Raw genomic sequence first — 18,461 nt, forward strand, 5'->3', positions numbered from 1 at the left:
GAGCTGAGCTGAGCTGAGCGTCCTTATTGCGTTCAAAATACACTTCTTTACTTTCTTCTGAACTTTGCCCCCCTTTTAACACGCAGTCTTTAAATGGAAAATCTAGCACAATATCACTACTATCTTTCAAAAAACGGTTACCGTCAGTTAAACCAATACGGTTTTTGTATTTGGTGTAAGAATGACTAACTTTGTTTTGCGATAGAAAGAATTGGAAATCGGCTTTTTTGAAAACAAATACCCCAGCCACTTCTACAAAAAAACGGCGTTTTAGTTCAGCATCATTCAACAATGCAGTCATTATATCAGGATCGTATTTTTCTAATTTATCTAGCAATAAATTATGTGCTAATTCCATTTTATCATCATTAACCCAAATACCATCGCAAGGATACAAAGAATTTTTCAGGGTGGAAAGAAGTTTATTTTGTTTTTTGTTCATAATAAAATACTCTAAATTTATTCAGTTGAAATCGCTTTGAATGCTACCTTCATTGCATTTTGCACAATTCCGGGCATTAAACGATAGTAAGTAATCAGTTGGTTTTCTTCGTCTGAAAATGCATCTTTTGGTACGCCTTTAAATATTTCTCCTTCCCATGAAATCAACCAGTTTAGATCGACATTAAAGGTTTGACTAATTTTAGAAAGAGCTTCTAAGTTTGGTTCTCGCTCACCACGCACATAGTTGTACATTGAACGATAAGGAATATCGCATTGTTCTGCAAAATCTTTGATATTGAGCTGTTTCAACTCAATTAGTTGATTAAGGCGCTTTGAAATGTTCAATTGAATAACTCCACTTGATTTTATTTGTTCAATATGGTAACATTTTCTTAGATTGGTTACTCAATAAGGTAACTTGTTGGAGTTGTTATTCTATCTGATTATCACCTAATAGCAAAGATGTATATTGTATGGCTCAACACTTCCTCCTTTCCGCCAAAGCTCGCACGCTTTCGCCTATCAAGATAGCTCGTCTATCGGATAGCGAGGCCCACGCTTGGCTTATGGAAGCACGTTGGGGTAGCACTACCGAGCAAATTTGTCCTCGCTGTGGCATAAAACATAAGGCTTATTTTATCTCAACTCGTAAACAATGGCGATGCAAACATTGTAAACATACATTCAGTATTACATCGGGCACTATTTTTGCTAATCATAAGTTACCAATTCAAACATATTTGTTTGCTATTGCCTTGTTTGTCAATGCGGTAAAAGGCATTTCCGCCTGCCAACTATCAAGGGATTTATGCGTACAATATAAAACCGCTTATGTATTAGCCCATAAAATTCGTGAAAGCCTAATCATTCAACATGAGCTTTTTCCGTTATCTGGTGAAGTCCATATTGACGGCACTTATGTGCATTCAGCTCCTCGCCCTAAGAACAAAAAAGCTGACCGAGTAGATAGACGACGTAAAGAGCATGCTAATCCAAATAAACGAGCGGTATTAGTGATGCGTGAACGTTATTCAGCAGAAGAAACCACTCAAAACTTAGATTTAGTGGGTGCAAAGAAAACATTTACTTTCCCCATTTTATCTGAAAATACGATAACGGTAAATAAACTTGCAGAGACGTATATTCAACCCAATAGTCGCATTCACGCAGATGAAAATAGTGCTTATGATGAACTGCTTGTCTCCTACGATTTAAGACGAGTAAACCATCAAAAAGAGTACCGCAGTGATGAAGGTATTACAAATAACCTTGCTGAAAGCTACTTTGCACGCTTTAAACGTATGTATTATGGACAGATTCATAAAATGGCAAACGTCTATTTAGATAATTACGCCAATGAAATTGCCTATCGGGAAGATAACCGCCGTGTTGATAACCTTTCCCTATTTAAAGACGTTATTGAAAAATGTTTAACGACATCTTCTGATAATGACTGGAAAGGCTACTGGCAAGGGCATCATAGACAAGTAGAAAGGTTGGTAATGTAATGGCTGATTCAATTTATAAAACGCAAATTAAGCAGAAAATTGCGCAGTTTGAACGAGAAAAAGAACAAGTTTTGGCTCACCTTGATTTAGTTGAACGCCGTATTCTTTTATTGCAACAGGCTTTAGTTGCAATGGATGTAAAACCTAACGATATTCAACAATACGATACAGAACACTACCAATATCGTGTGTATCGCAAACAATTTAATGGGAAAATCACACAACTTATTCAACGAGTAATGAAATCTGAACCTGAACGTTATTGGCGAGCTTTAGAACTTGCCGAATCGGTACTTATTATAGATAAACAACCTAATACCCCTGTATCTAAATATCATCTAAATAATATTGGTAATGCCATGACCCGCTTAGTTAATAAAGGTATTGTAGAGCGTATTGTCGTGAAAAAACACAAGATTATTCAATGGAAGTGGAAACAAAAATAGCGGCAAACACCGCTATTTTTTTACATACCAATCTCTTTCAACCGCCACCGAATTACCTTCACTGACGGCTTTTCTCGCAACTCCTGCCGTTCAACAATTCCTTTCTCTTTCAATCGTCTTAGTGCGTGTGAAAATGCAGTTACAATCGAATGATGGTAAGATTTATGCTCTGTTTTCCCTTCAATTTCAAATGCCTTCCACATCATCTCATTTGCAGACATCCATTGATTAGGGTAACGTTTAAAGACTTTTGCAATAAACTCACTGGAACGACGTGAGTAGGGCGAAATATCTACTGGGCGATTCGGTACCTTTTCCCGTTTTATTACTTGCTTCATTGGGGTTGAAAATGGTTCTGCCCGTAATGCAACTAAAGCCTTACGTAAGATTACCTGCTGTTCTTTAGCCTGCTTAATACATTCTTCAAAGTGCATGATTTGATGATTAAGCTCCATAATCTTCTGTTGAATAATGGTTTCGCCACTGATTCTCGCCATAAATAAAAAATCCTTGTGATGTGAAAATACTCACAAGGATTGTAATAGAATTGACTTAATTGGTCTTTGTGCAACTGCTACATAATACCGTATAGTAAAAGCCTTTAACCCACTTTTTTGAAAATGAACAAAAAACTTGTCCTTTCTGCTCAACTGAGAATATAAAGAAAAATGGTATTAGAAATAATATCCAGCGCTATAAATGCACTAGCTGTAATAAAACGTTTACCCTCCAAACAAAATTAAATCCTGCAGACATTTGGTTTGATTATTCACAAGGAAAACAAACCTATAAAGAACTCGCTATTAAATATAAATGCTCAACCAGAACCATTCAAAGATATATCGACAAAGCCCCTAAAACAGACTTAAAACCGCCAATTTCAAAAAGTTTAAAGATTATTATGGATACAACTTTCTTTGGTCGAGAATTTGGTGTTTTAGTGATGATGGATAGCAATAGTGGTAAGGTGATTTATCATCAAATAGTCAAGACAGAACGAGATGAGTATTATCAGAAAGTATTAAATAAACTACGAGAAAAAGGCTATAAAATTCAATCAATTACCAATGATGGACGCAGAGGGTTGTTGAAAGATATTTTTGATACGCCAATTCAAATGTGCCATTTTCATATGGTTGCGATGGTGATGAGAAAATTAAGAAAGAAGCATAAATCAGTTGCGGGGAAAGAACTCAAAATTATCATAAAAACACTAAAAGAAAGCACAAAAAATGAGTTTTATCGTCGTTTTCATCAATGGTATTTAAAGCACAAAGATTATTTAGAAGAACGGTCAGATAAACCAAATGAAAAGGGTAAATTTCCTTATAAACATAAAGGATTAAGAGGAGCTATAGCAAGTATAAAATACTATGAAAAATATTTATTTACGTTCGAGAAATATGCTGAGTTAAATATTGAAAGGACGACAAATCGGTTGGAAGGATTATTTAGTGAACTTAAGCGAAAATTACGAAATCATAATGGATTAACCAAATATCGTAAGATTATGTTTATAAAGGATTTTTTAAATAAAAAGAGTTGCTAACAACTATCAAAAATAATTATTAGCAACCACTTTGTCCACATGAACGTGTTTTGGGCAAAATAGCAACCATTTTGTCCATTACACCGAAAAGTAGAATTTCGGGTTCGGAAAGAAGAAAACTTGTTTAAAAATCACCGCACTTTTCTGAACATTGATTATTTTATCTACGCTTCTTAAAAAAGAAAGTAAAAACAGGTAGAATAACGCAACCATATTTTAACAATTTATAAGGATCTTATGGCATTACTAAACGTACTGGTTTACCCTGATGAAAGACTGAAAATAATAGCGAAACCTGTTGAGGTTTTTGATGCACAGTTGAACCAATTTATCGACGATATGTTTGAGACAATGTATCAAGAAGAAGGTATCGGTTTGGCTGCGACACAAGTCGATGTGCATAAACGCGTTATAACTATTGATATCGAAGGTACAAAAGAAAATCAATTAGTGCTGATTAATCCGGAAATCATAGAAAGTTGCGGAGAGACCGGCATTGAAGAAGGTTGTCTTTCTCTGCCCGGGTTAAGAGGTTTTGTGCCGCGTAAAGAAAAAGTGACCGTAAAAGCCCTTAATCGGCAGGGTGAAGAATTTACTTTAGAAGCGGATGGGTTATTGGCTATTTGTATTCAGCACGAAATCGATCACTTAAACGGTATCGTATTTGCCGATTATCTTTCGCCGTTAAAACGCCAACGAATAAAAGAAAAATTGACCAAATTGCAAAAACAGTTGGCAAAACAACGATAAAATTGCCAAGATTTTTATCGAACGGAATTCAATTTTATTTTAAACGCAGAACATTATGATGAAACCATTAAAAATTATTTTTGCCGGCACGCCTGATTTTGCCGCTCGCCATTTACAAGCGCTTATTGATTCTCCTCACGAAATCGTTGCGGTTTATACCCAACCGGATAAACCTGCCGGACGCGGAAAAAAATTGCAGGCAAGTGCGGTGAAAATTCTTGCGGAACAACATCAATTACCGGTTTATCAACCGAAATCTTTACGCCAAGAAGCGGCGCAAGCCGAGTTAAACGCATTAAATGCCGATGTAATGATTGTTGTGGCTTATGGTCTGATTTTGCCGAAAGCGGTATTAGATGCGCCGCGTTTGGGTTGCTTAAATGTGCACGGCTCCTTGCTCCCGCGTTGGCGCGGTGCGGCGCCGATTCAACGTGCGATTTGGGCGGGTGATGAACAAACCGGCGTCACCATTATGCAAATGAATGAAGGTTTGGATACCGGTGATATGTTGTATAAAGCGACTTGTGACATTGCGCCGGACGAAACCTCGGCGAGTTTATATGCTAAATTGGCGGAAATAGCGCCGGAAGCTTTGTTGCGCGTATTGAACGGGTTAGAAAATAATGAATTTCCTGCTGAAGTTCAAGATGAAAATCTGACGAATTATGCGGAGAAACTCTCCAAGGACGAAGCAAAATTAAATTGGAATTTATCGGCGCAGCAATTAGAACGCTGTATTCGCGCGTTTAATCCTTGGCCGATCAGTTATTTCACCACGGACGATCCGCAAGGGAATGCGCAAACCTTAAAAGTTTACCAAGCGGAAGTATTGCCGCACCAAGATCACGCACCCGGAACCTTAATTCGTGCGGATAAGAACGGGATTCAAATCGCCACGGCGCAAGGCGTATTAAACCTGTTGCAATTACAACCTTCCGGAAAAAAACCGATGGCGGTCAAGGATTTACTGAATGGTCGCGCGGATTGGTTCCAAGCAGGTAAGGTGTTGGCATAATGCAAAAAAAAGCACAAAAAAAGGTCGAAAAAACCACCGCACTTTCAACCCGTGCCGCCGCCGCACAAATTTTGTTGCAAGTGCTCGATCAAGGAAAATCCTTATCTGCTTTGATTCCCGATTATCAACAACGCATTAAAACGCAAGATTTCGCCTTATTACAAGAAATTTGTTTCGGCGTTTGTCGCGTCTTGCCGCGTTTAGAGCGCGTGATTAGCGAGTTGGTCGAAAAGCCGCTAAAAGGTAAAACCCGAATTGTTCATTGCTTATTATTGGTCGGATTATATCAAATCCTCTACACGCGCATTCCGTCTCACGCCGCCGTGGATGAAGCGGTAAATGCCGCGACGAAATTGAACGTACCAAGTTTTCGCGGATTGCTGAACGCCGTATTGCGTCGTTTTCTGCGTGAACAAGAAGGATTACTGGCGAAGGCGGATAAACATTGGCAAACCTTGCATCCGGAATGGTTGGTCAATTTGCTGAAAAAAAGCTATCCGAATTGGCGCGAGATTATCGAAGCGAATAATCGCAAACCGCCGATGTGGTTGCGCGTTAATATACGATATTGTCACACGGAAGATTATCGTGCCTTGCTAAATGCGCAAACGCTTGAGGCGGAATCGAATACGCATCCGCAAGCGTTGCGTTTGTCAAAACCAAGTGCGGTTGAATTATTACCGCACTTTGCGGACGGTTGGGTGAGCGTACAAGACTTACACGCACAATGGGCGGCGCTTTTATTAGATGCACAAAACGGCGAATTGATTTTAGATGCCTGCGCGGCGCCCGGCGGAAAAACGACACATATTTTAGAACGCGCACCGCAAGCGAATGTGATTGCATTGGACGTGGAATCCGCCCGCTTGCAACGCGTGCAGGAAAATTTGACGCGAATGAAACAACGCGCCCAAGTGATTTGCGGCGACGCTTCTTTACCGGAAACTTGGTTGCCGCAAATTTGCACCACTAACGGCGAAAGTGCGGTGCAATTTGACCGCATTTTATTGGATGCGCCTTGTTCGGCAACCGGCGTTATTCGTCGCCATCCGGATATCAAATGGTTGCGCAAAGCCGAGGATATTCCCGCGTTAGTCGAATTACAAGCGAAAATTTTGACCGCACTTTGGCAAAAATTAAAACCGAATGGCATTTTATTGTACGCAACCTGTTCTTTGTTGCCGGAAGAAAATTCGCAGCAAATTACTCGCTTCTTGCAACAACATTCCGATGCGCATTTAGAAACCTTGCCTTTCGGCGAACAAGCGAACGCGCCGGGACACCAGTTTATTCCGACGGAAAACGGCGGCGACGGGTTTTATTATGCTAAATTGAGAAAATTACCGCAGGATGAACAATGACGTCTTTTCCCAATATTGATGTGATTATTCCTTGCTACAACTGCGCTGCAACATTGGGGCGCGCGGTGGAATCCGTCTTGCAGCAGCCGAATTTAGGGCGTTTATATTTGGTTGACGATGCGTCAACGGATAACACGCGCGAGTTAGCCGAGCAGTTTGTGCGACGATTTCCGGATAAAATTCGGTTGGAAATATTGCCTTACAACGGCGGGGTGGCAAAAGCGCGAAATTGGGGCGCATTACAAAGTAACGCCGAATTTATCGCTTTTCTTGATGCGGACGACGCCTATGAATTCGGCGCATTGGAGGCTGCCGCGTCGATATTTTATTTTCGTCCGCAGGTGAGCGTGGTCAGATTGGCGCTAAAACCGGTCGATCTTGCCGAACGTTATCGGACTCACCCGAATATCGATCACGCGTGGCAATATATGCGGATGACGTGCGGCGGCAACGTTGTGTTTAATCGCGCGTTTTTCTTCGCTTGCGGTGGGTTTCCTCAAGATCCGTTATTTTGCGAACTCGGCGGTGAGGATGGCGCATTAGGCATTGCGACCACCAAATTGGGCGCGATCGCCACCTTGTTCGAGGATGTCGGCGTGTTGCATTATTGCCGCGAAGGAATGCACGCGGAACGATTATTAGATGCCGTATTATTCGGCAAAAACGATGAACGCGTAACGGCGGAAAAAATGGCGCAGGCAAATCAGGTCACGGATGAAATTTGCCGTCGCGTCAATCAGTTAAAGTGCGGTCTAAATACCGAGCAAATCGGGATTCAGCCGCTACGCCTTGAGAGGGCAGAAGGATGAAAATCATTATATTGGGCGCCGGACAAGTCGGCACGACTTTAGCGGAAAGTTTAGTCAGCGAAGACAACGATATCACCTTGGTGGACAACGAAAATGATCGCTTGGAACTGTTGCAGGACAAACACGATTTACGCGTCGTGAAAGGAGCCGCTTCCTCACCGCAAGTGCTGCGCGAATCCGGTGCGCCGGACGCAGATTTATTGGTGGCAGTGACCAGTTCGGACGAAACCAATATGGTCGCCTGTCAGGTGGCTTATACCCTGTTTAATATTCCGACCAAAATCGCGCGAATTCGCAGCGCCGACTATTTGCGCGAAAAAGACAAATTATTTCAACCGGATGTGGTGCCGATCGACCACATTATCTCACCGGAAAAACTGGTAACCGACGAAATCACTCGATTGATTGATTACCCCGGCGCGTTGCAAGTGGCGCATTTTGCCGACGGACGAATTAGTATCGTCGTGGTGAAAGCTTATTACGGCGGGCCTTTGGTGGGTTATGCGCTTTCCGCATTAAAAGAACATATGCCGCATATCGATTGCCGCGTCGTGTCGATTTTACGCCAAGATAAAGTGATTCGCCCGCAAGGTTCGACCATTGTGGAAGCCGGCGACGAAGTCACCTTTATTTGCGCCACCATTCACATTAAAGCGGTGATGAGCGAGTTGCAACGCTTGGAAAAACCTTATAAACGCTTAATGATTATCGGCGGCGGAAATATCGGAATGGGCGTAGCGAAGCGCTTGGAAGAACAATGTACGGTCAAATTAATCGAACGTAATCCCGAACGTGCGACCGCCTTGGCGGAGCGCTTGGGCAAAACCTTAGTGTTTTGCGGCGATGCCTCCGATCAGTCTTTATTATTTGAAGAACATATTGAAAACATTGATGTTTTTCTTTCGTTAACCAGTGACGACGAAGCCAATATTATGTCGGCGTTATTAGCCAAACGCTTGGGCGCGAAAAAAGCAATGGTGCTGATTCAACGTATGGCATACATTAATTTGATTCAAGGCGGCACGATTGATATTGCGGTTTCGCCGCAGCAAGCCACGATCTCGGCATTGCTCGGGCATATTCGCAAAGGCGATGTCGCCAATGTAGTCACCTTGCGTCACGGTATTGCCGAAGCCTTGGAAATTATCGTTCACGGCGATGAAAATACCTCCAATGTTATCGGGCGACGCATTGCGGATTTAAAATTACCGGTAGGCGCGATTATCGGCGCCGTGTTGCGCGGCGAAGAAGTGATTATTGCGAAGAAAAATTTATTGATTAATGAAAAAGATCACGTCATTGTTTATGTGAGCGATAAAAAGCACATTGCGGAAATCGAAAAGTTGTTCCAACCGAGCGCTTTTTTTGTTTAAAGATGTGTAAAAATGCTGTACTTCTCCGCTTTAGTTTCTATAATGTGCAACTTAGTTAAGTTGATTAATCTTGGAGCATTTTATGAGTTTTATTAAAGAATTCCGCGAATTTGCAATGCGCGGTAATGTAGTCGATATGGCAGTCGGTGTGATCATCGGCGGTGCGTTCGGTAAAATCGTCAGTTCATTAGTTGCCGATGTGGTAATGCCGGTTCTTGGCATATTAACCGGCGGCGTAGATTTCAAAGATCTTAACATTGTCTTGAAAGAAGCGGTTGGTGAAGTGCCGGCAGTGACTTTAAATTACGGCGCGTTTATTCAAAATATTTTTGATTTCGTAATTATCGCCTTTGCAATTTTCTTAATGATTAAAGGCATTAACAAATTGAAAAAACCGGTAGAAGAAGCGCCGGCGGAGCCGTCAAACGAAGAAAAATTATTAAGCGAAATTCGTGATTTATTGAAAAAATAATTTTCGCGGACTGCTAGAAAAATCTTCTCTCAATGAGAAGATTTTTTTTCGTTAAAAATGCTACAATGCGAGCAATATCGATAACCGAAAAGGGGAAATAAAATGGCTAAAACAGCAGAATTACAAGCGGAAACCAGAGAGATTATCGCGGATTTACTTAACGACGGCAGCGATCCGGACGCGTTGTATATTATCGAACATCACATTGCGCATTATGATTTCGATAAATTGGAAAAAGTAGCGGTGGAGGCATTCAAAGCCGGCTACGAAGTGTCGGAAGCGGAAGAATTTGAGGACGATAACGGTAAAGCGATTTTCTGTTTCGACATTATCAGCGAAGTGGCGTTAAAGGCAGAAATTATTGATGCACAACAAAAAGAATTGCTCCCGTTAATTGAAAAATTCGGCGCGATTTATGACGGTTGGGGCACTTATTTTGAAGATCCCGATGCAACCGATGACGAATACGGCGACGACGGCGAATTTTTTGACGATGAATTTGATGAGGACGAACGCATTCATTAATTCGGCAAAAACTCGTAAAAAAATCACCGCACTTTTTGTTTTATCTCCGTCGGATAGCGCGAAAAGTGCGGTTTCTTTTTGAACTATTTTTTAATTTCAAAGCCTAAGAAAAAACAATTCCAACTCAATCATCCGCAATCATCGCGGAATTTTAACCATAAGGTAGATTTCAATGAAATTAAAACATATTGTTCTTGCCGTTTTAGCATTTCCGCTTGTTGCCACTGCGCAACCGGCGAATACCGACACAGTGATTAGTTTCGGCACGGAAGTGGAAAAAGAAGTGGCGCACGATTTGCTGCAAGTGACGCTATTTACTCAAACGGAAAACGCCGATTTGCAACAAGCCTCCAAAGAAGTAAACGAGAAAATTAATCGCGCTTTGGCGTTGGTGAAAACACAGCCCGTTGTACAAGTGAAAGATAACACGCGTTCGACCTATGTGCGTTACAATCCTTCCGGCAAGCAGAACGGCTGGGTGGCGCGCGGGCAACTGGTGTTACAAAGTACGGATAACGATATTTTGTCAAAAATGATCAACGAATTAAGCGGTATTTTAGCCATTGAATATGTGAATTCTTCCGTCTCTGCGGCGACGTTAAGCAATTTGGAAGACGAAATGATGCAAACTGCCTTAAAACAGGTGGAGCGCAAAGCGCAACTGATTCAGCAATCGTTGCAAGCGAAAAGTTATAAAATTTTGGATTTAACGATTAATTCACCGCGCGAGGACGGGCATTTTGCCCCGCGCGCCTATGCAATGGCAAAATCCAAAAGCTTTGACGAAGACGGAGATATGCAGCTCGGTAACGGTAAATCGAACGTGAAAACCCGAATCGACGCGCGTATCGAGCTTGTGAAGGAATAATGACAGCCTTTTATATTTCCTATACAATGGAACCACTTTTTTAACCAGCAATGAGGTAATGAATGAAAGTTGCAAAAAATGTTGTGGTGAGCATCGCTTACCAAGTGCGCACGGAAGACGGCGTATTAGTGGACGAAGCGCCGGCGAATCAACCGTTGGAATATTTACAGGGACATAATAATTTGGTTATCGGTCTTGAAAACGCGTTGGAAGGTAAATCCGTCGGTGATAAATTCGAAGTGCGCGTTAAACCGGAAGAAGGCTACGGCGAATATAATGAAAATATGGTACAACGCGTACCGAAAGACGTATTTGTCGGCGTGGACGAATTAGTGGTCGGAATGCGTTTTATCGCCGATACCGACATCGGCCCGTTACCTGTCGTGATCACCGAAGTGGGCGAGAACGACGTCGTGGTGGACGGCAACCATATGTTAGCCGGTCAAGAATTGTTATTTACCGTCGAAGTGGTGGCAACACGCGAAGCGACCCTTGAAGAAATCGCGCACGGTCATATTCACCAAGAAGGCGGTTGCTGCGGCGGACATCATCACGACAGCGATGAAGAAGGTCATCACGGTTGCGGTTGCGGCGGTCATCATCACCATCATCACGATCATCACCACGAACACGGTGAACACGAAGGTTGTTGCGGCGGTAAAGGCGGCTGCAAGCACTAATCAAAACCGAGGAAAAAACAGACCGCACTTTATCAAAAAGTGCGGTATTTTTTTGTCGAGAATTTGTTCTTTACATTGATTTAACCTGTACGCATCGCCTTTTTTATGGAAATTCTGTACAATTAAGCGTTTGAGTGATGATTGAGATTTTTTTATGAGTTTAACGCCGAATATTGGTTTTATTAGTTTAGGTTGCCCGAAAAATTTAGTGGATTCGGAGCGCATTTTAACGGAATTACGTTCCGACGGTTACAACATTATTTCTAGCTATGAAAACGCAGATCTTGTGATTGTCAACACCTGCGGATTTATCGACAGTGCGGTGCAAGAATCGCTGGAAGCGATCGGCGAAGCCTTGGAAGAAAACGGCAAAGTGATCGTGACCGGCTGTTTGGGCGCGAAAGAAGATCGCATTCGCGAAGTGCACCCGAAAGTGCTGGAAGTCAGCGGACCGCACAGTTATGAAACGGTAATGGAGCAAGTGCATAAATATGTACCAAAACCGGCTTACAACCCTTATGTGAATATCGTGCCGGCACAAGGCGTAAAACTGACACCGAAACATTATGCCTATTTGAAAATTTCGGAAGGTTGCGATCATCGTTGCACCTTCTGCATTATTCCGTCTTTACGCGGTGATTTGGACAGTCGTCCGATTACACAAATTTTAGATGAAGCAAAACGCTTGGCGGACGCGGGCGTGAAAGAATTGTTGGTGGTATCGCAAGATACTTCGGCGTATGCACTGGATCAAAGCAAAGAAAACCAAAATAAAACTGTTTTTTGGAACGGTAAACCGATTAAAAATAATTTAATGAGCCTGTGCGAAGAACTCGGCTCCCTCGGCATTTGGGTGAGATTGCATTATGTTTATCCTTATCCGCACGTGGACGATTTAATTCCGCTAATGGCGCAAGGCAAAATTTTGCCGTATTTGGATATTCCGCTCCAGCACGCCAGCCCGAAAATCTTAAAAGCGATGAAACGACCGGGGTCGATTGAACGTACCTTGGAACGGATTAAAAAATGGCGCGAAATTTGCCCGCACTTAACTTTGCGTTCTACCTTTATCGTTGGTTTTCCGGGCGAAACGGAAGAGGATTTCCAACTATTGCTCGACTTTTTACAAGAAGCCCAATTAGATCGCGTCGGTTGTTTTAAATTCAGTCCGGTGGACGGCGCGGTCGCAACGGATATGCCGGATCAAGTGCCGGAAGAGGTAAAAGAAGCTCGTTTTCATCGCTTTATGCAGCTACAACAACAAATTTCGGCGGCTCGTCTGCAACAAAAAATCGGGCAAACCTTGGACGTGATTGTAGATGAAATTGACGAAGAAGGCATTATCGGGCGTTCAATGGCGGATGCGCCGGAAATCGACGGCGTGGTGTATGTGGATAATCTATCGAATCTAGCTGTAAAAGTCGGTCAAATTATTCCGGTGACTATAACCCAAGCAGATGACTATGATCTGTGGGGGACTTGTTAATTATCTAAGGGAAAAATTATGTCGGAAACGAAACAACCCAACGTAAGTCGTTTTGAGCAACTGGTTGCAGAAAAACAATATGAACAAGCCTGCACCGAGTTATTGGATATTTTAGGTAAAATAGACGGTAATTTCGGCGGTATTCAGAACATCGAATTAGAGGTTCCGGAGCAAATCGAGCAGTTGGAAGATGATAAAATCCGTTATTTCTGTACGCGAATGGCAGTGGCGATCACCGAATTATTTGTTGATCCGAAATTGGAAATTTCACTGAGCGGTGCGCAACGTTTCTTTAGTTTCCAACGTTGGATTGCGTTAATTTTCGCCACATCGCCTTATATTAACGCCGATCATATTCTGCGCACTTATAATCGCAATCCGGATAATGCGAGCTTAACGGATATTCAAATCGAGCCGACGAAAGCCGCGTTGATCAAATTCTGTATTCTGTATTTACCAGAATCCAATGTGGATTTAAATTTAGATGCCATTTGGAATATTGATCCGGAAATTTGCGCGTCATTATGTTTCGCGTTGCAATCGCCGCGCTTTATCGGTACGCCGGCGGCATTTAATAAACGCGCCACCATATTGCAATGGTTCCCTGAAAAATTGGCGACGTTGAAAAACCTAAATAACGTCCCAAGTAGCATTTCGCACGACGTGTATATGCATTGCAGTTATGATATTGCCGAAAATAAGCACAATGTGAAAAAAGCGCTGAATCAGGTAATTCGTCGTCATTTGCTGGAAGGCGGTTGGCAGGATCGCGATGTGAGCAAGATCGGTTATCGCCATAATAAACCGATAATGGTGGTGTTGTTGGAACATTTCCATTCGGCACATTCCATTTATCGCACGCATTCCACCTCAATGATCGCCGCGCGTGAACATTTCCATTTGATCGGTTTAGGCAGCGAAGCTGTGGATGAAGCGGGACGTAAGGTTTTCGATGAATTTCATCTGGTTAAAGGCAACAATATGTTGGAAAAACTCGCCTTTATTAAAGATATTTGCGAACAAAACGGCGCAGCGATTTTCTATATGCCGAGTATCGGAATGGATTTAGTCACCATTTTTGCCAGCAATACCCGATTAGCGCCGATTCAAGCGGTGGCGTTGGGACATCCCGGCACAACCCATTCCGATTTTATCGAATATGTGGTGGTAGAGGACGATTACGTTGGTTCCGAGGAATGTTTCAGCGAAACCTTATTGCGTTTGCCGAAAGACGCCTTGCCTTATGTGCCTTCCGCCCTTGCGCCGCAAAGCGTGGAATATCGTTTGCGCGAAAATCCGGAAGTGGTGAATATCGGTATTGCCTCAACCACAATGAAATTGAACCCGTATTTCTTAGCGGCATTGCAGGCGATTCGCGATCGTGCCAAAGTGAAAGTGCATTTCCATTTTGCTTTGGGACAATCCAGCGGCATTACGCATCCTTATGTGGCGCGCTTTATTAAAAGCTATTTGGGCGATTCGGCGACGGCACACGCGCACACGCCGTATCATCAATATCTTTCGATTTTGCATAACTGCGATATGATGGTGAACCCGTTCCCGTTCGGCAATACCAACGGCATTATCGATATGGTCACCTTGGGCTTGGTGGGCGTGTGTAAAACCGGTCCGGAAGTACACGAGCATATTGACGAAGGCTTGTTCAAACGTTTAGGTTTACCGGAATGGCTCATCGCCGACACGGTGGATGATTATGTCGAACGGGCGATTCGTTTGGCGGAAAATCATCAAGAACGCTTGGAATTGCGCCGTCATATTATTGAAAATAATGGATTAGCCACTTTATTTAGCGGTGATCCGCGTCCGATGGGACAACGCTTTATGGAAAAACTCACGGATTGGGCGCAACAGCACAATATTACGCTGCAAACGCCGGAAAGTGCGGTTGAAAATTAATAAGTTTTGAGAGAAATAAAAATCCCCGTTCGGGGATTTTTTGTCGGGAGGAAAAATGAACGAACCTATTCGAATTTTGTTTGTGTGCCTCGGAAATATTTGCCGCTCGCCGATGGCGGAATATATAATGCGGGAAAAAATTCGCCGCGCGGGCTTAGAAAAACGCATTATCACCGCAAGTGCCGGCACCTCCGGCTGGCACGACGGTGAAGGAATGCATTGCGGTACCGCGGAAATTTTAGAATTACATAATATTGCCGATAATGGCTTTATCAGTCGAAAAGTGCGGTCGAAAGATTGGCAGAATTTTGATTATTTAGTGGCGATGGATAACGAAAATCTACGCGATTTGGAAGCATTATTCGGTCATCATCCGCAAAAATTATTTCAAATCGCCACATTGTGCCCGACGCTGGAAGTCGATCATATTCCCGATCCTTGGTACACCAAAAACTTCGCGCAAACCTATGCGCTTTTGGATCAATGTTGCGATGCTCTGTTAGATAAGATTCGCCGCGAGCAACATTTTTAGATTTTGTGATCCCCGCCGCATTTCTTTGCCGTCTATTTCGATAAGATGAGAACGTATAACAGTGGTTATACGTTCTTTTATAAGGAGAAAACAATGTTTCCTGAATTTCGTGATTTAATCACTCAGTTAAAAACCACAGACGCTCATTTTTCTAATTTATTCGATAAACATAACGAGCTGGATCAACGGATCAAAAATATTGAAGCCAATATCGAATTGGCGACTCATACCGAGGTGGAAAATCTGAAAAAAGAAAAATTACGTTTAAAAGACGAGATCTATACGATATTGAAACATCATAATAAGTGAAAAAGTGCGGTGAAAATCACCGCACTTTTGCGTTAAACCAATAGCGCCGACGCTTTAACCACGATCTCAATGGCTTTTTGTTCCGTTTGATGAATCGTGCTCTCGTTCGGAATTTCTTGCTGGGTGCGATTGACAATCGCACCGGAGACCATTCCGGCGCGTAGTCCCAACGCCGAACACATTGTAAACAGCGTAGCGCTTTCCATTTCATAATTCATCACGTTCAGATCTTGCCATTGCTTGAGCGAACCTTGATATTGCCGGCAAACTTTCCCTCTGTAAGTATCATAGCGTTCTTGACCCGGATAAAAGGTATCGGAAGATGCCGTGATTCCGATATGCACCTTCGCTTGCGGATCTTCGCTTGCTACTTTATACAGCGCGGAAGTACAAGCGAAATCAGCGACGGCAGGGTATTCGAGCGGTGCGAAGTGTCGGCTTGCACCGTCTAATCGCACGGCACCGGTGGTGATTAAAATGTCGCCTACGTTAATGTGCGGCTGAATCGCACCGGTTGTGCCTATGCGCAAAAACGTGCGCACTCCCAGCTGCGCCAATTCTTCCACCGCAATGGAAACGGACGGCCCGCCGATTCCGGTGGAGCATACGACAACGGCTTGCTCTTCGATATAACCGAGCCAAGAGGTAAATTCTCTGGTGGAAACCAAAAACTTCGGCTTATCCAACAAGCGTGCGATACGTTCCACTCTTTCCGGCGCGCCGGGTACAATCGCAAGCGTCGCGCCCTCTAACATCGCTTTGCTCAAGCCGAGATGAAATACATCCGACATAAATCGTCCTCAATTAAGGTTTAATATCGCGCAGAATCGGATTTTGCATCGAAATTAAGGTTTCGGTGGACTGAATTTCTTCAATTAATTGAATTTTGGTCGCCAAAACGGAATGTAATTCCGCAATGGTATGCGTCATCACCTTAATAAAAATCGAATAATTACCGGTTGTGTAATAGGCTTCCACAACTTCGTCGAATCCTTCTAACTGCTTGATCACTTTATCGTAATCTTTCGCACTTTTTAAAATGATACCGATAAAACAGCAAACATCATATCCGAGTTTTCGCTCGTCAATACGAATTTTTGTCCCCTGAATAATACCGGATTGACGCATTTTCTCTACGCGAACGTGAATCGTACCGGGACTTACACCGAAACTTTTTGCCATTTCGGCATAAGGTGTACGCGCGTCTTTAATTAAAACGCGCAAAATTTGTTGATCTAAGCTATCAATATTATACATATTCAACCTTATTTTATATTTTTTCGAAAAAATGAACTTCTTTTTTTTATAAAAAACAATCTACAACTTGTTTTTTCTGAAAAGCATTGAGTTTTAATTCTGTTTCATTAAATAATATGTAACGAAAAATAAAAACAACATATTTAAGGTTATAAATAATGAAAAAGTCATTCATTTTACAACAACAAGAAATTAGTTTTGCTAAAAATACATTTACGGACAAACTAGCAGAACATTTGGGTATTATTGAAGTCCAAGGTCCTATCCTAAGCCAAGTCGGTAATGGTATTCAAGATAATCTTTCAGGAACGGAGAAAGCCGTTCAAGTAAATGTGAAACAGATCACAAATGCAACCTTCGAAGTGGTGCATTCTTTAGCCAAATGGAAACGTCATACTTTAGCACGTTTCGGCTTTGCTGAAAACGAAGGATTATTCGTTCATATGAAAGCGTTACGTCCGGATGAAGATAGCCTCGATCAAACACACTCCGTTTTCGTCGATCAATGGGACTGGGAAAAAGTAATTCCGGCAGGTCGCCGCAATCTTGCATTCTTAAAAGAAACCGTGCGTTCTATCTATCAAGCGATTTTAGAAACGGAAGAAGAAGTCAGCAAAAAATACGGATTGGCGAAATTCTTACCGCAAGAAATTTCCTTTGTGCATAGCGAAGATTTAGTTCAACGTTTTCCGGGAATGACCGATAAAGAACGCGAAAACGCGATTTGTAAAGAGCTCGGCGCCGTATTCCTTATCGGCATCGGCGGTGCATTATCCGACGGCAAACCGCACGATATGCGCGCACCGGATTATGACGACTGGACAACCGTTTCCGAAGGTGAATACAAAGGCTTAAACGGCGATATCTTAGTTTGGAACCCAGTATTAAACCGCGCCTTTGAGCTTTCCTCAATGGGTATCCGTGTTGATGAAACCGCACTACGCAAACAGCTCGCAATCACCGGCGACGAAGACCGCCTAAAATTCGACTGGCACCAAGATTTAGTCAATGGCCGCTTACCACTTTCTATCGGCGGCGGCATCGGACAATCCCGTATGGTAATGTTACTACTACAGAAAAAACACATCGGCGAAGTCCAATCCAGCGTCTGGCCAACCTCCGTAATGGAAGAATTCGAAAATATTTTATAACCGAATGAA

General features: G+C 42.7%; 21 protein-coding genes and 1 pseudogene. 17 read left to right on the forward strand and 5 right to left on the reverse strand.

Features of this window, described 5'->3' with window-relative positions; translation table 11 throughout:
• Positions 1-442, reverse strand: a 442-nt coding sequence (locus CVP04_RS09415) for a site-specific DNA-methyltransferase (protein WP_100297262.1), incomplete at its 3' end; no start/stop codon positions are given.
• Positions 443-459: 17 nt separating this feature from the next.
• Positions 460-789: a helix-turn-helix domain-containing protein gene (locus tag CVP04_RS09420; protein WP_082790405.1), complete on the reverse strand. Its 330-nt coding sequence runs from the start codon at positions 787-789 to the stop codon at positions 460-462.
• 128 nt (positions 790-917) lie between these two features.
• Here CVP04_RS09420 and CVP04_RS09425 point away from each other — a divergent pair, with 128 nt between their 5' ends.
• Together CVP04_RS09425 and CVP04_RS09430 are read left to right on the forward strand one after the other, a co-directional pair.
• Positions 918-1,952 carry an IS1595 family transposase gene (locus CVP04_RS09425; protein ID WP_100297263.1) on the forward strand — a complete coding sequence of 345 codons (1,035 nt, stop codon included), beginning with the start codon at positions 918-920 and terminating at the stop codon, positions 1,950-1,952.
• Positions 1,952-2,398, forward strand: coding sequence for a hypothetical protein (locus CVP04_RS09430; RefSeq protein ID WP_100297264.1), 447 nt, complete (start codon positions 1,952-1,954; stop codon positions 2,396-2,398). The genes CVP04_RS09425 and CVP04_RS09430 overlap by 1 nt, the downstream gene beginning before the upstream one ends.
• A gap of 20 nt (positions 2,399-2,418) precedes the next feature.
• Here CVP04_RS09430 and CVP04_RS12395 read toward each other — a convergent pair whose 3' ends face one another.
• Complete coding sequence (locus CVP04_RS12395; protein WP_243385252.1) at positions 2,419-2,895, reverse strand: hypothetical protein; 477 nt, start codon at positions 2,893-2,895, stop codon at positions 2,419-2,421.
• 146 nt (positions 2,896-3,041) lie between these two features.
• Between CVP04_RS12395 and CVP04_RS09440 the strand changes: the two are divergent.
• From CVP04_RS09440 to CVP04_RS09505, 14 genes and pseudogenes are all read left to right on the forward strand, one after another.
• Positions 3,042-3,947: pseudogene (locus CVP04_RS09440) on the forward strand (IS256 family transposase, variant Zn-binding type); the annotation flags it as partial.
• A 237-nt stretch (positions 3,948-4,184) separates the two neighbouring features.
• A complete protein-coding gene (def, locus tag CVP04_RS09445) occupies positions 4,185-4,697 on the forward strand; it encodes a peptide deformylase (RefSeq protein ID WP_100297266.1) in 513 nt (170 codons plus the stop codon).
• Between the two features lie 58 nt (positions 4,698-4,755).
• Positions 4,756-5,712: a methionyl-tRNA formyltransferase gene (gene fmt / locus CVP04_RS09450; RefSeq protein ID WP_100297267.1), complete on the forward strand. Its 957-nt coding sequence runs from the start codon at positions 4,756-4,758 to the stop codon at positions 5,710-5,712.
• Positions 5,712-7,073 (forward strand): 16S rRNA (cytosine(967)-C(5))-methyltransferase RsmB, encoded by a 1,362-nt coding sequence (gene rsmB / locus CVP04_RS09455; RefSeq protein ID WP_100297268.1) that lies wholly within the window; start codon positions 5,712-5,714, stop codon positions 7,071-7,073. Before fmt ends, rsmB begins: the two co-directional genes overlap by 1 nt.
• Positions 7,070-7,882, forward strand: coding sequence for a glycosyltransferase family A protein (locus CVP04_RS09460; RefSeq protein WP_100297269.1), 813 nt, complete (start codon positions 7,070-7,072; stop codon positions 7,880-7,882). Before rsmB ends, CVP04_RS09460 begins: the two co-directional genes overlap by 4 nt.
• Positions 7,879-9,255 carry a Trk system potassium transporter TrkA gene (trkA, locus tag CVP04_RS09465; RefSeq protein ID WP_100297270.1) on the forward strand — a complete coding sequence of 459 codons (1,377 nt, stop codon included), beginning with the start codon at positions 7,879-7,881 and terminating at the stop codon, positions 9,253-9,255. Before CVP04_RS09460 ends, trkA begins: the two co-directional genes overlap by 4 nt.
• An 82-nt stretch (positions 9,256-9,337) precedes the next feature.
• A complete protein-coding gene (mscL, locus tag CVP04_RS09470; RefSeq protein WP_100297271.1) occupies positions 9,338-9,727 on the forward strand; it encodes a large-conductance mechanosensitive channel protein MscL in 390 nt (129 codons plus the stop codon).
• A gap of 102 nt (positions 9,728-9,829) precedes the next feature.
• Positions 9,830-10,252 carry a ribonuclease E inhibitor RraB gene (gene rraB / locus CVP04_RS09475; protein WP_100297272.1) on the forward strand — a complete coding sequence of 141 codons (423 nt, stop codon included), beginning with the start codon at positions 9,830-9,832 and terminating at the stop codon, positions 10,250-10,252.
• A gap of 172 nt (positions 10,253-10,424) precedes the next feature.
• A complete protein-coding gene (locus tag CVP04_RS09480; RefSeq protein ID WP_100297273.1) occupies positions 10,425-11,120 on the forward strand; it encodes an SIMPL domain-containing protein in 696 nt (231 codons plus the stop codon).
• 62 nt (positions 11,121-11,182) lie between these two features.
• Complete coding sequence (gene slyD / locus CVP04_RS09485; RefSeq protein ID WP_100297274.1) at positions 11,183-11,800, forward strand: peptidylprolyl isomerase; 618 nt, start codon at positions 11,183-11,185, stop codon at positions 11,798-11,800.
• Positions 11,801-11,954: 154 nt separating this feature from the next.
• Entirely contained in the window at positions 11,955-13,286 is a 1,332-nt protein-coding gene (rimO, locus tag CVP04_RS09490; RefSeq protein ID WP_100297275.1) for a 30S ribosomal protein S12 methylthiotransferase RimO, read from the forward strand.
• Positions 13,287-13,304: 18 nt separating this feature from the next.
• A complete protein-coding gene (locus CVP04_RS09495) occupies positions 13,305-15,203 on the forward strand; it encodes a UDP-glucose:protein N-beta-glucosyltransferase (RefSeq protein ID WP_100297276.1) in 1,899 nt (632 codons plus the stop codon).
• A 55-nt stretch (positions 15,204-15,258) separates the two neighbouring features.
• Positions 15,259-15,735 carry a low molecular weight protein-tyrosine-phosphatase gene (locus tag CVP04_RS09500; RefSeq protein WP_100297277.1) on the forward strand — a complete coding sequence of 159 codons (477 nt, stop codon included), beginning with the start codon at positions 15,259-15,261 and terminating at the stop codon, positions 15,733-15,735.
• Between the two features lie 93 nt (positions 15,736-15,828).
• Complete coding sequence (locus tag CVP04_RS09505; RefSeq protein WP_100297278.1) at positions 15,829-16,044, forward strand: HP1242/YdcH family protein; 216 nt, start codon at positions 15,829-15,831, stop codon at positions 16,042-16,044.
• Positions 16,045-16,076: 32 nt separating this feature from the next.
• Here the strand turns inward: CVP04_RS09505 and udp are convergent, their stop codons facing one another.
• On the reverse strand, positions 16,077-16,835 hold the full coding sequence (udp, locus tag CVP04_RS09510; RefSeq protein WP_100297279.1) for a uridine phosphorylase: 759 nt from the start codon (positions 16,833-16,835) through the stop codon (positions 16,077-16,079).
• Between the two features lie 13 nt (positions 16,836-16,848).
• Entirely contained in the window at positions 16,849-17,301 is a 453-nt protein-coding gene (gene asnC / locus CVP04_RS09515; RefSeq protein ID WP_100297280.1) for a transcriptional regulator AsnC, read from the reverse strand.
• A gap of 158 nt (positions 17,302-17,459) precedes the next feature.
• Here asnC and asnA point away from each other — a divergent pair, with 158 nt between their 5' ends.
• Complete coding sequence (gene asnA, locus CVP04_RS09520) at positions 17,460-18,452, forward strand: aspartate--ammonia ligase (protein ID WP_100297281.1); 993 nt, start codon at positions 17,460-17,462, stop codon at positions 18,450-18,452.
• Positions 18,453-18,461: the final 9 nt, after the last annotated feature.

The organism is Caviibacterium pharyngocola (genome assembly GCF_002795405.1).
Lineage (GTDB): Bacteria > Pseudomonadota > Gammaproteobacteria > Enterobacterales > Pasteurellaceae > Caviibacterium > Caviibacterium pharyngocola.

Coding starts and splice junctions, on each gene's coding strand:
- CVP04_RS09425 (WP_100297263.1), top strand. CDS start 918: ATGGCTCAACACTTCCTCCTTTCCGCCAAAGCTCGCACGCTTTCGCCT.
- CVP04_RS09430 (WP_100297264.1), top strand. CDS start 1,952: ATGGCTGATTCAATTTATAAAACGCAAATTAAGCAGAAAATTGCGCAG.
- CVP04_RS12395 (WP_243385252.1), bottom strand. CDS start 2,895: ATGGCGAGAATCAGTGGCGAAACCATTATTCAACAGAAGATTATGGAG.
- def (WP_100297266.1), top strand. CDS start 4,185: ATGGCATTACTAAACGTACTGGTTTACCCTGATGAAAGACTGAAAATA.
- fmt (WP_100297267.1), top strand. CDS start 4,756: ATGAAACCATTAAAAATTATTTTTGCCGGCACGCCTGATTTTGCCGCT.
- rsmB (WP_100297268.1), top strand. CDS start 5,712: ATGCAAAAAAAAGCACAAAAAAAGGTCGAAAAAACCACCGCACTTTCA.
- CVP04_RS09460 (WP_100297269.1), top strand. CDS start 7,070: ATGACGTCTTTTCCCAATATTGATGTGATTATTCCTTGCTACAACTGC.
- trkA (WP_100297270.1), top strand. CDS start 7,879: ATGAAAATCATTATATTGGGCGCCGGACAAGTCGGCACGACTTTAGCG.
- mscL (WP_100297271.1), top strand. CDS start 9,338: ATGAGTTTTATTAAAGAATTCCGCGAATTTGCAATGCGCGGTAATGTA.
- rraB (WP_100297272.1), top strand. CDS start 9,830: ATGGCTAAAACAGCAGAATTACAAGCGGAAACCAGAGAGATTATCGCG.
- CVP04_RS09480 (WP_100297273.1), top strand. CDS start 10,425: ATGAAATTAAAACATATTGTTCTTGCCGTTTTAGCATTTCCGCTTGTT.
- slyD (WP_100297274.1), top strand. CDS start 11,183: ATGAAAGTTGCAAAAAATGTTGTGGTGAGCATCGCTTACCAAGTGCGC.
- rimO (WP_100297275.1), top strand. CDS start 11,955: ATGAGTTTAACGCCGAATATTGGTTTTATTAGTTTAGGTTGCCCGAAA.
- CVP04_RS09495 (WP_100297276.1), top strand. CDS start 13,305: ATGTCGGAAACGAAACAACCCAACGTAAGTCGTTTTGAGCAACTGGTT.
- CVP04_RS09500 (WP_100297277.1), top strand. CDS start 15,259: ATGAACGAACCTATTCGAATTTTGTTTGTGTGCCTCGGAAATATTTGC.
- CVP04_RS09505 (WP_100297278.1), top strand. CDS start 15,829: ATGTTTCCTGAATTTCGTGATTTAATCACTCAGTTAAAAACCACAGAC.
- udp (WP_100297279.1), bottom strand. CDS start 16,835: ATGTCGGATGTATTTCATCTCGGCTTGAGCAAAGCGATGTTAGAGGGC.
- asnC (WP_100297280.1), bottom strand. CDS start 17,301: ATGTATAATATTGATAGCTTAGATCAACAAATTTTGCGCGTTTTAATT.
- asnA (WP_100297281.1), top strand. CDS start 17,460: ATGAAAAAGTCATTCATTTTACAACAACAAGAAATTAGTTTTGCTAAA.